This is a genomic window from Pseudomonas xionganensis, from assembly GCF_009763245.1.
Classification (GTDB): Bacteria; Pseudomonadota; Gammaproteobacteria; order Pseudomonadales; family Pseudomonadaceae; genus Aquipseudomonas; species Aquipseudomonas xionganensis.
In genome coordinates, this window is record NZ_WKJZ01000002.1 from 188,707 (window position 1) to 204,170 (window position 15,464).

Sequence of the window (15,464 nt, forward strand, 5' to 3'; positions counted from 1 at the left end):
TATCCAGCTGAGCTATGAGTCCGTAGAGCGTGCGCATTATAAGGATAAAAACTTTGGAATCAAGTATTAAAACCTTTAAGTTTCAATAACTTATCACTCTAAAGCGACCATTCCTTACAACACTAAATATGGCGGAGAAGGGGGGATTCGAACCCCCGACACCCTTTTGAGGTGTACTCCCTTAGCAGGGGAGCGCCTTCGGCCACTCGGCCACCTCTCCGCAACACGGGGCGCATGATAACCATGTTTTCCCCGTTTGCAAAGCCAAAATTTCAATAAAATTAGTGGCTTGGTTCGTCGTCTTTCTCTTTCTGGATGCGCTGGTAAATCTCTTCACGGTGCACGGCAACTTCCTTCGGCGCGTTGACGCCAATGCGCACCTGGTTACCTTTCACACCCAATACGGTGACGGTTACTTCGTCACCTACCATCAGGGTCTCTCCGACCCGGCGAGTCAGAATCAGCATTCCTTTCTCCTTACGGATTTCAGTTCAGGACAACAGCAGTCTGCAAAAGTAAAAGGGCTACAGCCACGCCAAGCTACAGCACAGCCTACACCTAAGTATTGACCAGTGCCGGCAGAAAGAAAGTTTCAGCCCGCACCAGGCAAAAAGACAAAAGGCGCGGATAAACCGCGCCTTTTGGAGTCATGCCTCACTCACCCTGTCGGGCTGGGGCATCCAGTTCGAAAGCAGTGTGCAGGGCGCGCACCGCCAACTCCAGATATTTCTCTTCGATTACCACCGAGACTTTGATTTCCGAGGTGGAGATCATCTGGATATTGATCGCCTCCTTGGCCAGGGCCTCGAACATGCGACTGGCCACGCCAGCGTGGGAACGCATGCCAACACCCACGATGGACACCTTGGCAATCTTGGTATCACCGATCACTTCCCGGGCACCCAGCTCATCGGCGGTCTTCTGCAGCACGGCCAGGGCCGCGTTGTAGTCATTGCGGTGCACGGTAAAGGTGAAATCGGTGGTGTTATCGTGGGACACGTTCTGCACGATCATGTCCACTTCGATATTGGCGGCGCTGACCGGGCCGAGAATCTTGAACGCCACGCCCGGGATGTCCGGCACGCCACGGATGGTCAGCTTGGCTTCGTCGCGATTGAAGGCGATGCCGGAAATGATCGGCTGTTCCATGGATTCCTCTTCATCAAGGGTAATGAGGGTACCCGGCCCCTCTTTGAAGCTGTGCAGGACGCGCAGCGGGACATTGTACTTGCCGGCGAATTCCACCGAGCGAATCTGCAGCACCTTGGAGCCGAGGCTGGCCATTTCCAGCATTTCCTCGAAGGTGATCTTCTCCAGGCGCTGGGCCTGCGGCACCACGCGCGGATCGGTGGTATAGACGCCATCGACATCGGTGTAGATCTGGCATTCGTCGGCTTTCAGCGCCGCGGCCAGAGCCACGCCCGTGGTATCGGAACCACCACGACCGAGGGTGGTGATATTGCCGTGTTCGTCGACGCCCTGGAAACCGGCGACCACTACTACACGACCGGCCTTGAGGTCGGCGCGCAGCTTCTGGTCATCAATCTGCAGAATACGCGCCTTGTTGTGCGCGCTGTCGGTAAGGATGCGCACCTGGTTGCCGGTATAGGACACCGCCGGCACGCCCAGTTTGATCAGGGCCATCGCCAGCAGGGCGATGGTCACCTGCTCACCGGTCGAGACCATCACATCCAGCTCGCGCGGGACAGGATTGCCGTCGCTGATCTGTTTGGCCAGATCGATCAGACGGTTGGTCTCGCCACTCATGGCCGACACCACAACCACGATGTCGTCGCCGTTTTCGCGGAACTTCTTCACCTTCTCGGCCACCTGCTGAATACGCTCAACGGTGCCGACGGAGGTGCCTCCGAATTTCTGTACGATCAAAGCCATTTCAAAGCCGCCTCAGCCCGTGAAGGGCGCCCATTAAACAGATAACACAATCAGCTGCCAAGGCCCGTCGGGCGTATTCCAGACCTTGGTCGTAAAGCCGTCGGAGCTGGTCTAGACAGACTGCTCAACAAAGCTGGCAGCCAGTGCCAGGGCAGTATCCAGCGCTGCCGCATCGGTACCGCCACCCTGGGCCATATCAGGGCGACCACCGCCCTTGCCGCCCACGGCCGCCGCCGCCTGCTTCATCAGCTCGCCGGCTTTCAGCTTGGCGGTCAGGTCCTGGGTAACGCCGGCCACCAGCACCACCTTGTCGTCCGCCACACCGCCGAGCAGGATCACCGCGCTGCCCAGCTTGTTCTTGAGCTGGTCGACCATGGCCAGCAGGGCCTTGCCATCCAGACCATCGAGGCGCGCAGCCAGGACCTTGACGCCCTTGATCTCGACCGCCGAGCCGGCCAGATCATTGCCCGCCGCGCTGGCGGCCTTGGCCTTGAGCTGCTCCAGCTCCTTTTCCAGCTGACGGTTGCGCTCCAGCACGCCGGCCAGCTTGTCCAGCAGGTTGTCGCGACTGCCCTTGACCAGGGCCGCGGCTTCTTTGAGCTGCTCTTCAGCGCCATTGAGGTAGGCGAAGGCCGCCTCCCCGGTGACCGCTTCGATACGGCGCACACCGGCCGCCACACCGCCTTCACTGATGATCTTGAACAGGCCGATATCGCCGGTGCGCTTGACGTGGGTACCGCCGCACAGCTCGACGGAGAAATCGCCACCCATGCTCAGCACGCGCACCTGATCGCCATACTTCTCACCAAACAACGCCATGGCGCCCTTGGCCTTGGCCGTTTCGATATCGGTTTCCAGGGTTTCGACCTCTGTATTGCCACGCACTTCGCGGTTGACCAGCTCCTCCAGCGCCTTGATCTGCGCCGGGCTGATGGCCTCGAAATGGCTGAAGTCGAAACGCAGGCGCTGGCTGTTGACCAGGGAGCCCTTCTGGGTGACATGCTCACCCAGCACATGGCGCAGTGCGGCGTGCAGCAGGTGGGTAGCCGAATGATTGAGGGCCGTGGCCTGGCGCACGCTGGCGTCGACTTCGGCCTTGACCGAAGCCCCCACGCTCAAGCCACCTTTAACGGCAACGCCGTGGTGCAAAAATGCACCGCCGGCCTTGGTGGTGTCGCGCACATCGAAGCGCACGCCGGCCCCTTCAAGGTAACCGCAGTCGCCCACCTGGCCGCCGGACTCGGCGTAGAACGGGGTCTGATCCAGCACCACCACGCCCTCCTCGCCTTCGGCCAGGCTTTCGACGGCGCTGCCTGCCTTGAACAGCGCAATGATCTTGCCGCTGCCGCTGGTGCCGGTATAACCCAGAAAGGCGGTGTCGCTGTCGACCTTGACCAAGGCGTTGTAATCCATGCCGAAGGCGCTGGCGGAACGGGCACGCTCGCGCTGGGCCTGCATTTCGCGCTCGAAGCCCTCTTCGTCCAGGGTCAGCTCGCGCTCGCGGGCGATATCGCCGGTCAGGTCCATGGGGAAGCCGTAGGTGTCATACAGCTTGAACACCACCTCACCGGGAATGACGCTGCCCTTGAGCTCGACCAGATCCTGTTCGAGGATCTTCAGGCCCTGCTCCAGGGTCTTGGCGAATTGTTCTTCCTCGGTTTTCAGCACGCGCTCGATATGCGCCTGCTGCTGCTTGAGCTCGGGGAAGGCTTCACCCATCTCGGCCACCAGCGCGGCGACGATCTGGTGGAAGAAGGCGCCCTTGGCCCCCAGTTTGTTGCCGTGACGGCAGGCGCGGCGAATGATGCGGCGCAGCACGTAGCCGCGCCCTTCATTGGACGGGGTCACGCCATCGGCAATCAGGAAGCTGCAGGAACGGATATGGTCGGCCACGACCTTGAGCGAAGCCTGAGCCTCATTGGCGCAGCCGATAGCCTTGGCCGCGGCAGCCAGCAGGCTCTGGAACAGGTCGATCTCATAGTTCGAGTTGACGTGCTGCAGCACCGCACTGATGCGCTCCAGGCCCATGCCGGTGTCCACGGAGGGCGCCGGCAGCGGGTGCAGTACACCGTCTGCGGTGCGGTTGAACTGCATAAAGACGTTGTTCCAGATCTCGATATAGCGATCGCCATCTTCCTCAGGCGAGCCGGGCGGGCCACCCCAGATATGCTCGCCATGGTCGAAGAAGATCTCGGTGCAGGGGCCGCAGGGGCCGGTATCACCCATGGCCCAGAAGTTGTCGGAGGCGTAAGGCGCGCCCTTGTTATCACCGATGCGGATCATGCGCTCGGCGGGGATGCCGACTTCCTTGTGCCAGATGTCGTAGGCCTCATCGTCGGTGGCGTAGACGGTGACCCAGAGCTTTTCCTTGGGCAGATTCAGCCACTTGTCGCTGGTGAGGAATTCCCAGGCGTAGTGAATGGCGTCGCGCTTGAAGTAGTCACCGAAGCTGAAGTTGCCGAGCATCTCGAAGAAGGTGTGGTGACGGGCGGTGTAGCCGACGTTTTCCAGGTCGTTGTGCTTGCCGCCGGCGCGCACGCACTTCTGGCTGGTGGTGGCGCGGGTATAGGCGCGCTTTTCCAGGCCGAGGAAGCAGTCCTTGAACTGGTTCATCCCCGCGTTGGTGAACAGCAGGGTCGGATCGTTGCCCGGAATCAGGGAGCTGGAAGCGACACGGGCATGCCCCTTCTGTTCGAAGAAGCTGAGAAAGGCTTCACGGATTTCTGCGCTTTTCATAGGACTCTTCCAAAAAACCAGCGGCCACGGCAAAGCCGGCAAAGGGCCGCATTATATCGGGCCTTGGCCATGGGGCTAGTGCCTTTATTGATAGATGGTGGCTATGGCAGCGGGCAAATTGCCGCATAAAGCCGAGATTGGCGCCAGGCCGCACATAAGCCAATCCTAACGGCGAAAGGCGGCAAAGGCCTGAATCACCTGTTCGATCGCCTCGCCGCTGACATCCAGATGGGTGACCAGGCGCAAACGCGGCGCTGCAGTCACGGCAATACCGCGCTCGGCCATAAAGGCCTTGAGCTCGGCAGCACGCTCGCCAAGCTGCACATAGACCATATTGCTCTGCACCGGCTCGACGTCATAACCCAACTCGGCCAGTGCGGCGCCCAGGCGTTCGGCATTGGCGTGATCCTCGGCCAAACGCGCGACCTGATGCTGCAGGGCATAGAGCCCGGCCGCCGCCAGCACCCCGGCCTGGCGCATGCCGCCACCGAGCATCTTGCGCAGGCGCCGGGCCTTGCCGATCAGCTCGCCACTGCCGCAGAGCACCGAGCCGACCGGTGCACCCAGGCCCTTGGACAGGCAGACCGAAACCGAGTCGAAATGCCGGGTGATCTGCCGCGCCGGCACGCCCAGCCTGACGGCGGCGTTATACAGCCGGGCGCCATCCAGGTGCAGGGCCAGGCCATGACGCTGAGTCAGTTCACGGGCGGCCTGCAGATAAGCCAGCGGCAACACCTTGCCCTGCATGGTGTTTTCCAGCGCCATCAGGCGGGTGCGGGCAAAGTGAAAGTCGTCCGGTTTGATTGCCGCCTCGACCCGGGCCAGATCCAGGGAGCCATCGGCTTCCACCTCAACGGGCTGGGGCTGGATGGAACCCAGCACCGCGGCGCCGCCGCCTTCATATTTATAGGTGTGGGCCTGCTGCCCGACTATGTATTCGTCACCCCGCTCGCAGTGGGCCATCAGCCCGAGCAGGTTGCTCATGGTGCCGGTGGGCACGAACAGCGCGGCGGCAAACCCCAGCTCGGCCGCCAGGTACTGCTCCAGGCGGTTGACCGTGGGATCTTCGCCATACACATCGTCGCCCAGCTCGGCGGCCAGCATGGCCTCGCGCATGCCAGGGGTGGGCAGAGTCACGGTATCGCTGCGCAGATCAATGATGGCCATGGCGGATAATCCTTTATTGAGATAGCAACGATCCTAGGGGCCGCCCGAAGGGCATACAAGGTACAGATCGGGCAAGAAAGCCCAGGACAGCTGCGCGAACATGGCAGCGCTGCTGGTGGATGGATAAGGCGCCATCCACCCTACGATGGACCTAAGCCAGGTTCACATCTTCAGCGGGGACGACTAGGATGCCGGCGCGCAGGCCGTTCTTGACCTTGGGATTGGGGAAGATGATGCGCGCACCGGGCTCGTCCACCACCCAGCGGGTGCTGGCCAGGTCTTCGGCGAGCAGATAGCCCTGGGGCAGCTCGCTGAAATTTTCCACGTCTGCCGGCAGGTGCAGCTGGAAGGCATCGCTGTGCTTGATCACTTCCCGGGACACGGCAAACAGCTTGAGCTCACCCAGCTCACCCGATTCGTCTTCATCGTGCCCTTCGATCAGGCGCTGCAGCTGCACTTCCAGACGCTGCAGATTGACCTGCTGGTTCTGCCCGAAGGGCCGCGCCTTGCCCAGTTCCAGGGTAAAGGCCTCGGCGCCCAGCTGACTGTAGGTGTAGGCGCTGAAGGTCACCGAGCTCTTGTTATGCAGCAGCACCGCCTCGATGCCCGCCGCATTCAGTCGCGCCAGCTCACGCTGGCTGCGCGGACGCCCCTCCTGATAAGGGTAGAGGGCGAATTGCTCGATCTTAGAGCCGCGGATGGCGGTATGCAGATCGTAGTGCAGGCGACTGCGCTCGGGCTGGCTGAAAAAGGTCGCCGCCAGGTGTTCCAGATCGCAGGCGCGCAGAGCTTCGGGGCCGGTGTGTTCATCGTGGCGACCATTGAACAGGCGGTTGATGTCCTGCTCGATATAGCGCTCGCCACGACGCATGGCCTCGGGATTGCCGAACAGAAAGAGAATCCGCGCGCGCGGCTGCAGCTCGCTGCGGGCAATGCCGCGCAACAGGTGGTCGAGCAGCTCGATGGGGGCGGTCTCGTTGCCGTGGATACCGGCGGACAGCATTAGGTCCATGCCATTGTCACGCCCGGCCGCGGGGGTGACCTCCACGGCGCCTTCGGCCAGCCAGCGCAGGCGCGTGCCCTCGGGAGTCAGCTGAATCTTAGCTGCCGGCTCATGGCCAGCCAGGGTCAGTTCGAGCAGTTTGCCAAGGGCAAGCATAGGGAATACCTCCGAACGTGTTTACGATCTCGCGAGCTAGAGCCATGCAAGGCAAAAGCAGGCGAGGACGCGGAGTTTACGAGCTGTAAATGAGCAGTCCGAGCCTGCTTTTAACGCAGCAGGGCCGACGCGCAGCAGATCGTAAGCAAGCTCTTAGTGGTTACAGTCCGGGCCATGCACATGGCCCTCTTCATCGGCCAGCTCGGCCGGTTCCATTTCCAGTTCCAGGCTGACCAGGTTGGTGGCCAACGGACGCAGCAGCAGGTTGGCGTACTCGGTATCGCCCTCCTCCACGTCCACACCAATCATCAGCTGGCCATTGCCGACCTGCTGAATCCACACTTCCTTGCCCTGCCAGACCACGGCAAAGCGGGTGCAGGAAGTCTCCAGCTGGGTGCCGTCGGTGTCTTCGAGAATCAGTTGCAGGGCGTCGCTCATAAAATCTCCACAGTTCTGGGCGCAGGGTGGATGTCGTTTTCTACATCCACCACAACTCAGTCTTGGTGGATCGATAAAGCGTGATCCACCCTACTTAAGCTAATTGGAAGGGATAAACCGCGCCCAGTTTAAGGATCTGGGTCAGTTCATCCAAGGCCGTGCGACACTCGTTAAGCAATTGTGGATCAGCCAGGTCGTTTTCGCTCAGACGATCGCGGTAGTGCTTGTCGACCCAGAGATTGAGGCTGTCATGCAGGGTCGGGGTCATGATCACCCCCGGATTGACCGCTGCCAGCTCGTTGTCCTTGAGCGCCACGCGCAGGCGCAGGCAGGCCGGGCCACCGCCGTTCTGCATGCTTTGCTTGAGGTCGAAGACCTTGACCTCGCGAATCGGCCCCTGGCTGCTGGTGAGCTGCTGCAGGTAGTTCCACACATTGGCGTTGTTGCGGCACTCCTCCGGCACGATCAGCAGCATGCCGCCATCAGCACGGGTCAGAAGCTGGCTGTTGAACAGGTAGGACTTGACCGCATCCTCCACCGTTACGGCCTCGCGGGGCACGCAGACGGCCTGGAAGTTGCCGCCACGGCGGGCCAGTTTGTCGCGCAGCTCGGCCAGCACCTTGTCGGTCTCCAGGAAGGCGTCCTGGTGATAGAACAGCACCTCGCCATTGCCCACGGCAATCACGTCGTTATGGAACACGCCCTGATCGATCACGTCCGGGTTCTGCTGGGCATAGACCACGCCCTCATCGCTTAGGCCATGCAGGCGGGCCACCGCCTGGGAAGCCTCCAAGGTCTGGCGCGCCGGGTAGCGCTGCGGAGCCGGGAAGCGGGCGTCGAAGGCGCTACGACCAAAGACGAAGAACTCCACCCCGGCATCGCCATAGCCCTTGCAGAAACGGGTGTGGTTGGCCGCGCCTTCGTCGCCGAACTGGCCGACGGCGGGCAGCGCGGCATGGTGAGCGAAGTGCTGCTCATTGGCGAACATGGCGCCCAACACACGGCTGGTGGTGGGATGCTCGATGGAGCGATGGAACTTGCAGTTGAGGTTGGCGGCGGTGAAATGCACGCGACCATCGGCGGTGTCGGCACTGGGGCTGACGGTGCAGGCATTGGCCGTCCACATGCTCGAAGCCGAGCAGCTGGCCACCAGCAAGGGCATGGCCTCCTTCGCCGCCTGCTGAATCACCTGGGCGTCAGTCCCGCTAAAGCCCAGGCTACGCAGCACGGCGACATTAGGTCGCTCCTGCGGCGCCAGCACGCCCTGCTTGAAGCCCATGTCCATCAGCGCCTTCATCTTGGCCAGGCCCTGCTTGGCGGCTTCCTTGGGATTGGAGACCGCCTGGCTGTTGCTCTGCGAAGCGACGTTGCCGTAGGACAGGCCACCGTAGTTGTGGGTCGGGCCCACCAGGCCGTCGAAGTTCATCTCATAGGCATTCATTACAGCGTCACTCCGGGGGTCAGGGTGGCAGGCAGATTCAGGCTTGCAGATTCCAGGGAAGCGACCGGGTAGGCGCAATAGTCGGCGGCGTAGTAGGCGCTGGCGCGGTGGTTGCCGGAGGCGCCGATACCGCCGAAGGGGGCGGTGCTGGCGGCGCCGGTCAGCTGTTTGTTCCAGTTGACGATGCCGGCGCGGCTGCGCAGCCAGAAGTCCTCATAACGCGCCTGGGAATCGGACAGCAGGCCGGCGGCCAGGCCGTACTGGGTGGCGTTGGCCTCGGCAATGGCGGCATCGAAGTCGGCGTAGCGAATCACCTGCAGCAGCGGACCGAAGAATTCCTCGTCGATGCGCTCGGCCACGGCCGTGACATCCAGAATACCCGGGGTCAGCAACGCGGCATTGGCCTCGGGTTGGGTCATGGCCAGCAGCGCGGTGGCGCCCTTGCCCAGCAAATCCTGCTGGGCCTGCAGCAGTTGGGCAGCGGCCTGCAGGGAGATCACCGAGCCCATAAAGGGCGCCGGCTGGGCATCGAAGCGGCCGACACGAATCTGCCCGACCACCTGCACCAGACGCGCCAGCAGGGCATCGCCCCACTCCCCCTGCGGCACCAGCAGGCGGCGGGCGCAGGTGCAGCGCTGCCCGGCGCTGATAAAGGCGGACTGCACGATGGTGTAGACCGCAGCCTCGACATCCTCGACCTGATCGACGATCAGCGGGTTGTTGCCGCCCATTTCCAGAGCCAGGATCTTGTCCGGGCGCCCGGCGAACTGGGCGTGCAGCAGGTTGCCGGTGCGGCTGGAACCGGTAAAGAACAAGCCGTCGATGCCCGCATTGGCGGCCAGAGCCACGCCGGTTTCACGCGCGCCCTGCACCAGGTTGAGCACACCTGCCGGCAGGCCGGCTTCGATCCAGCACTTGACCGTCAACTCGGCGACTTTCGGCGTCAGTTCGCTGGGCTTGAACACCACGCAGTTACCCGCCAGCAGCGCCGGGACGATATGACCATTGGGCAGGTGACCGGGGAAGTTGTAGGGGCCGAACACCGCCACCACACCATGGGGCTTGTGCCGCAGCACGGCAGTGGCATCGGCCAGGGACCCGCTCTTCTCGCCGGTACGCTCGCGGTAGCTCTGAATGGAGATGGCCACCTTGTTGACCATGCTGGTGACTTCCGTGGCGGTTTCCCACAGCGGCTTGCCGGTTTCCTCGCCGATGCAGTGGCCCAGCTCCTCGGCGTGGGCCTTGAGGGTGGCGGCGAACTGTTCCAGCACGGCAATGCGCTCATCCAGCGAGCGCGCGGCCCAGGCCGGGAAGGCGGCACGGGCGGCGGCCACAGCGGCGTCAACCTGCGCGGCAGTGGCGCCCTGCCCCTGCCAGATCACGGCCTGGCTGACCGGATCGAGGGATTGCAGCGGCTCGCCCTGGCCTGGCTGCCAGGCACCGGCGATGTAATGAGTGCTCATCTTGTTTTATCACTCCCAGCAAAGGATGGGCCCGCGCAGACGCGGACACCCACAAGGATCGAGCCACGCCGCACGGCGGCGCGGCCACGGAAAATCAGCCGCGGGCCGACAGCGCGACGGCGCGTACCTGGTCGCCGGCATTGAGCTGCAGGCGCTTGGCGGTCAGGGCATCGACCACCAGGCTGCCGGCGGCCATGCGCGCCGGGGCGGCGGTGATGCGGCAGTCTTCGCGCTTGCGGTTATGGATCAGGAAGGCGCTGGCATCATCGCCCGGGGTGCCGATGGCCAGGATCAGATTCTGGCTGTCGTGCACGGCGCGGATCTTGTCGGTCTGCGCCTCGATGGCCGGGCCGGCATCGAAAATATCGACATAACCCTGGTAGCTGAAACCCTCGCCCTTGAGCATGGCCAGGGCCGGTTCGGTGTCCGGGTGCACACGGCCGATCACGCTGCGCGCATCTTCAGAGAGAAAGCAGGTGTAGAGCGGGAACTTGGGCATCAGCTCGGCGATAAAGGCCTTGTTGCCCACGCCGGTGAGGTAGTCGGCGGTGGAGAATTCCATCTTGAAGAAATGCCGGCCCAGACTCTCCCAGAACGGCGAACGGCCCTGCTCGTCGGACATGCCGCGCATCTCGGCGATCACCTTGTCGCCGAACAGCTCGCGGAACTCGGCGATAAACAGAAAGCGCGCCTTGGACAGCAAGCGGCCATTGAGGCCGCTGCGGTGCTCGGCATGCAGGAACAGCGAGCACAGCTCGGAGTTGCCGGTCAGGTCGTTGGCCAGAAACAGGGTGGGAATCTGCCGGTGGATATTCAGTTCCTGGGAGGCGCTGACGGTCAGCCCCACCCGGTAGTTGTACCAGGGCTCGCGCAGGCCCACCGCACCCGCCACCGCAGAGATACCCACGACCTGGCCTTCGTCGCTTTCCAGCACGAACAGGTAGTCGGCATCGGCGCGCTCGGCTTCGCCGCGAAAGGTCTTCTCGGCCCAGCCAACCCGGTGCGCCAGGCGCTCTTCGTTGGCCGGCAGGGTAGTCAGGCCAGCGCCTGTGCTGCGCGCCAGTTCCAGCAGGGCTGGCAGGTCGGCGCTACGAACGGGACGAACGATCATCAACTCACTCCTTAAACCGCCACCAGGCGCACACTGACACCCTCGCCAACGCCCAGGGCTTCGGCGGCGGCCAGACTCAGGGTTACCGGCTTACCCGGCACCCAGTCGAGATCCGCGACAATGGCGCGGTAGTCCTGCAACTGGCCGTTGCTGACCAGATACTGCCGGCCGCCCTTGCCGGGCTCACCGATGCGTACCGGCACCACGCGGCTCTGGGCGATGGAACGGATGCCTGAGGTGCGCGCATGCAGGGTCGGGCCGCCATCGAAGATGTCGATGTAGTGATCGGTCTCGAAGCCCTCGCGCATCAGAATGTCGAAACTGATCTGCGCGCGCGGATGCACCTGGCCCATGGCCTCCTGGGCCTCGTCCGGCAGCAACGGCACATAGATGGGGTAATGGGGCATCAGCTCGGCGAGGAAGGTGCGGCTCTTCAGGCCACACAGGCGCTCGGCCTCGGCGTAGTTCATGTCGAAGAAATTGCGCCCCACCGCATCCCAGAACGGCGAGTCGCCGGCCTCGTCGCTGTGCCCGACGATCTCCACCACCACCGCATCGGCAAAGCGCTCCGGGTGGCTGGCGACGAACAGCAGACGGCCGCGGGAGTTGAGCTCGGACCAGGCGGTGTCCACCAGCGGCCGCTCCACGTAGAAGCTGGTCAGCAGGCTGTTGCCGGTGAGGTCATGGCACAGCGAGAGCACATGGATCTTGTTGTGGATCTTCAGCTCGCGGGAGTTGTGCACGAAGGTTTCGTTGCGAAAGCTGTAGAACGGCTCGGAGTAGCCGGCCGAGGCGACGATGCCGGAGCAACCGACCAGGCGCCCGCTTTCGCTGTCTTCGAGGACGAAGAAGTAGCTCTCCTCGCCATTGAAGCTGACTTCGGCGGCGAACGAGGCTTCCGAGGCCGCGATCTTCTCGCGCAGACGTTCGGTATCGTCCGGCAGCGAGGTGACACCTACCGGGCTGTCGGCGGCCAGACGCTGCACCTCAGCAAGGTCGGCCATTTGCGCGGGGCGCATCACCAGCATGGTGTCACTCCTTCTAAGAAAAGCTCCGGACAACCCGCGTGTCGGCTGCCCAGAGAAAGCCGCGGGCAACACCCGCAGCGCACACAGAGACGATCATCCTTGCTATGGCTCCCGCTCATCCCTGAGCCGGAGAGGGCCCGCCACTGGGGCAGGCCTGGGCGCTTAGCCCTGTACCAGCTTGGCCACGGCCTTTTCCAGACGGGCCAGACCTTCATCGATATCGGCGTCTTCCACCACCAGGCTCGGGGCAAAACGCACCACGTCCGGGCTGGCCTGCAGCACCATTACCCCTTCCACCGCAGCAGCATCGAGGATGGCCTTGGCCTTGCCCTTCCAGGCATCGCTGAGAACCGCACCGATCAGCAGGCCCAGGCCGCGCACCTGGCTGAATACGCCGTACTGCTCGCCGATCTGGGTGAGCTTCGCGGCAAAACGCTGATGCTTGGCCTGCACCCCGGCCAGCACCTCGGGGGTGTTGATCACATCGATCACCGCCTCGGCCACTGCACAGGCCAGCGGATTGCCGCCGTAAGTGGTGCCGTGGGTGCCGACGGCCAGGTGCTTGGCCAGCTCGCTGGTGGTGAGCATGGCGCCAATGGGGAAACCGCCGCCCAGGCTCTTGGCACTGGAGAGGATGTCCGGGGTGACGCCGTAGTGCATATAGGCGAACAGCGAACCGCTGCGGCCCATGCCGCTCTGCACTTCATCGAACACCAGCAGGGCATTGTGCTTGTCGCACAGCTCGCGGGCCGCCTGCAGGTAGGCGAGATCGGCCGGCAGCACGCCGCCCTCACCCTGGATCGGCTCCAGAACCACGGCGCAGGTCTTGTCCGAAACGGCCGCCTTGAGCGCCTCGATATCGTTGTAGGGCACATGGCTGATGCCCTGGATCTTCGGCCCGAAGCCGTCGGAATACTTGGGCTGGCCACCGACGCTGACGGTAAACAGGGTGCGGCCATGGAAGCTGTTGGTGGCGGCGATGATCTCGCACTTGTCTTCGCCGAATTTGTCGAAGGCGACGCGACGGGCCAGCTTGAAGGCGGCCTCGTTGGCCTCGGCGCCGGAGTTGCAGAAGAACACCCGCTCGGCAAAGGTGGCGTCGAGCAGCTTCTTGGCCAGGCGCAGGGCCGGCTCGTTGGTGAAGACGTTGGACACGTGCCAGAGGGTATTGGCCTGTTCTGTCAGGGCACCGACCAGGGCCGGATGACAGTGGCCCAGCACGTTCACGGCAATGCCGCCGGCGAAGTCGATCAGCTCGCGACCGCTTTGATCCCATACGCGGGAACCTGCACCACGCACCGGAATAAAGGCGGCGGGGGCATAGTTGGGCACCATCACCTGATCGAAATCGGCGCGTTGTACCGGGTCGTGCTGAACGGACATCTGAGCTCTCCTGACAAGGAACACCTGCATCGGCTAGCAGGCGATGAGAAGGATTGTAGGGATTGCACCGGGGTCGGCATTGTCGCCATGCGACAACTTCTTATAGCGCCAACCCGCGATTTTCCTGGGCTTTCGCAAATGCGACAGAAAGCTTCGGGAAGGCGCAGTTTAAATGCAGGCGCGCAGCTTGGCGCGGCTTTCTGGCAAGCCTTCACTATAGTCAGATGCACGCGCCAAGCAGCCCGGACGGCGAACAGTTACAATGCCGCCCCACTTGCCTGTTGATGATGCCTTTATGTCCGAACCCGTCCGCCTGTCCAAACGCCTGATCGAGCTGACCGGCTGCTCGCGCCGCGAAGCCGAGCTGTATATTGCCGGCGGCTGGGTGCTGGTCGATGGCCAGGTGGTGGACGAGCCGCAGCGCAAGGTGAGCAACCAGCGCGTCGAACTGCTGCCGGACGCCGTGGCGGCGCCCGTGGAGCCGGTCACCCTGCTGCTGCATGTGCCCAATGGTCACTCGCCGCAGCGTCTGGTGGACGACCTCGGCCCTGACAGCCACTGGCTGGAAGACGCTGCCAATCTGCGCCCGCTGAAAAGCCACTTCAACAACCTGACCGCCTGCATCCCCCTGCAGGCCGGCGCCGATGGCCTGCACGTACTGACCCAGGACTGGCGCATCGAGCGCAAGCTCAAGGAAGACCTGGGCAAGCTGGAGCAGGAGTATGTGGTCGAGGTTATCGGCACGCTGAGCAACAGCCAGCTCAAACGCCTGAACCATGGCCTGACCTTCAATGGCGTGGCCCTGCCGCCGTGCAAGGTCAGCTGGCAGAACGAAACCCGCCTGCGCTTCGCCCTGAAGAATCCGCAGCCCGGGCAGATCGTCTTTATGTGCAACAGCGTCGAGCTCAAGGTATTGAGCATGCGCCGTATCCGCATCGGCGGCGTCCCCATGGGCAAGGTGCCCGCCGGGCAGTGGCGCTATCTGGCCGACAAGGAACGCTTCTAAGAGGCCGGCAAAAGTTTGCTGCGCGTCGGCCCTGCTGCGTTAAAAACAGGCTCTACCATCTTCCAGGGGCGCCCAGGGGCCCCTCCTTTAATGAGATCCTCCATGCTTAATAACGACATCCTGCGCAGCCTGCGCTACAGCCTCGACATCAACGATGGGCAACTGGCCGAGATCATCGCCCTGGGTGGCCAGCAGATCGATGTGGACAGCCTCGGCGCCCTGCTCAAGAAAGATGACGAAGAGGGCTTTGCCCCCTGTGGCGACGAGCTGATGGCGTACTTTCTCGATGGTCTGGTGTACTTCAAGCGCGGCAAGGACGACAGCCGTCCGGCGCAGCCGTTCGAGCTGCCGATCAGCAACAACATCGTGCTGAAAAAGCTGCGGGTGGCCTTCGAACTGAAGGAAGACGATATGCACGCCATCATGCACAGCGTCGACTGTCCGGTGTCCAAGCCAGAGATGAGCGCCCTGTTTCGCAAAGCCGGGCACAGCAACTATCGGGTCTGTGGCGACCAGTTTCTGCGCAACTTCCTCAAGGGCCTGACCCTGCGCCTGCGCGGCTGACCGCCCGCCACGCATGGCGAGCCATTACCCTGGCCAATAGTGCCTGCCGGATAGCAGGCAGGGCGTTAGGGTAAG

Annotated in this window: 13 protein-coding genes and 2 tRNA genes (1 of these 15 running past the window's edge); 2 read left to right on the forward strand and 13 right to left on the reverse strand. The window is 63.0% G+C overall.

The genetic code is table 11. The features are described from left to right. The 13 genes from GJV18_RS18590 to GJV18_RS13545 form a co-directional block, all read right to left on the reverse strand. A tRNA-Arg gene (locus GJV18_RS18590) sits at positions 1-22 on the reverse strand (it extends 155 nt beyond the left edge of the window). A gap of 107 nt (positions 23-129) precedes the next feature. Beyond that, positions 130-220: transfer RNA gene (locus GJV18_RS13490), tRNA-Ser, on the reverse strand. 61 nt (positions 221-281) lie between these two features. Further along, on the reverse strand, positions 282-467 hold the full coding sequence (gene csrA, locus GJV18_RS13495; protein ID WP_069899380.1) for a carbon storage regulator CsrA: 186 nt from the start codon (positions 465-467) through the stop codon (positions 282-284). A 187-nt stretch (positions 468-654) separates the two neighbouring features. After that, on the reverse strand, positions 655-1,893 hold the full coding sequence (locus tag GJV18_RS13500) for an aspartate kinase (RefSeq protein WP_160346450.1): 1,239 nt from the start codon (positions 1,891-1,893) through the stop codon (positions 655-657). A 111-nt stretch (positions 1,894-2,004) separates the two neighbouring features. Then, positions 2,005-4,629, reverse strand: a complete 2,625-nt coding sequence (alaS, locus tag GJV18_RS13505) for an alanine--tRNA ligase (protein WP_160346452.1) — start codon at positions 4,627-4,629, stop codon at positions 2,005-2,007. A gap of 165 nt (positions 4,630-4,794) precedes the next feature. After that, the gene (ltaE, locus tag GJV18_RS13510) at positions 4,795-5,796 is read right to left on the reverse strand and encodes a low-specificity L-threonine aldolase (protein ID WP_160346454.1); all 1,002 of its coding nucleotides are present in this window, start codon (positions 5,794-5,796) and stop codon (positions 4,795-4,797) included. A gap of 151 nt (positions 5,797-5,947) precedes the next feature. Beyond that, a complete protein-coding gene (gene astE / locus GJV18_RS13515; RefSeq protein ID WP_160346455.1) occupies positions 5,948-6,955 on the reverse strand; it encodes a succinylglutamate desuccinylase in 1,008 nt (335 codons plus the stop codon). Between the two features lie 153 nt (positions 6,956-7,108). Then, positions 7,109-7,393 (reverse strand): topoisomerase II, encoded by a 285-nt coding sequence (locus GJV18_RS13520; protein WP_160346457.1) that lies wholly within the window; start codon positions 7,391-7,393, stop codon positions 7,109-7,111. 94 nt (positions 7,394-7,487) lie between these two features. Further along, a complete protein-coding gene (astB, locus tag GJV18_RS13525) occupies positions 7,488-8,834 on the reverse strand; it encodes an N-succinylarginine dihydrolase (RefSeq protein ID WP_160346459.1) in 1,347 nt (448 codons plus the stop codon). Next, positions 8,834-10,297 (reverse strand): succinylglutamate-semialdehyde dehydrogenase, encoded by a 1,464-nt coding sequence (gene astD, locus GJV18_RS13530; RefSeq protein WP_160346461.1) that lies wholly within the window; start codon positions 10,295-10,297, stop codon positions 8,834-8,836. Before astD ends, astB begins: the two co-directional genes overlap by 1 nt. 94 nt (positions 10,298-10,391) lie before the next feature. Beyond that, the gene (gene astA / locus GJV18_RS13535) at positions 10,392-11,408 is read right to left on the reverse strand and encodes an arginine N-succinyltransferase (protein ID WP_160346463.1); all 1,017 of its coding nucleotides are present in this window, start codon (positions 11,406-11,408) and stop codon (positions 10,392-10,394) included. Between the two features lie 11 nt (positions 11,409-11,419). After that, a complete protein-coding gene (gene aruF, locus GJV18_RS13540; RefSeq protein ID WP_160346465.1) occupies positions 11,420-12,436 on the reverse strand; it encodes an arginine/ornithine succinyltransferase subunit alpha in 1,017 nt (338 codons plus the stop codon). 162 nt (positions 12,437-12,598) lie between these two features. Beyond that, positions 12,599-13,819, reverse strand: a complete 1,221-nt coding sequence (locus GJV18_RS13545; protein WP_160346467.1) for an aspartate aminotransferase family protein — start codon at positions 13,817-13,819, stop codon at positions 12,599-12,601. A gap of 295 nt (positions 13,820-14,114) precedes the next feature. On the opposite strand from GJV18_RS13545, the gene GJV18_RS13550 reads away from it, so the two are divergent. Both GJV18_RS13550 and GJV18_RS13555 read left to right on the forward strand, forming a co-directional pair. Next, the gene (locus tag GJV18_RS13550; protein ID WP_160346468.1) at positions 14,115-14,825 is read left to right on the forward strand and encodes an rRNA pseudouridine synthase; all 711 of its coding nucleotides are present in this window, start codon (positions 14,115-14,117) and stop codon (positions 14,823-14,825) included. A 102-nt stretch (positions 14,826-14,927) separates the two neighbouring features. Next, positions 14,928-15,389, forward strand: coding sequence for a YehS family protein (locus GJV18_RS13555; protein WP_160346470.1), 462 nt, complete (start codon positions 14,928-14,930; stop codon positions 15,387-15,389). Positions 15,390-15,464 lie beyond the last annotated feature (75 nt).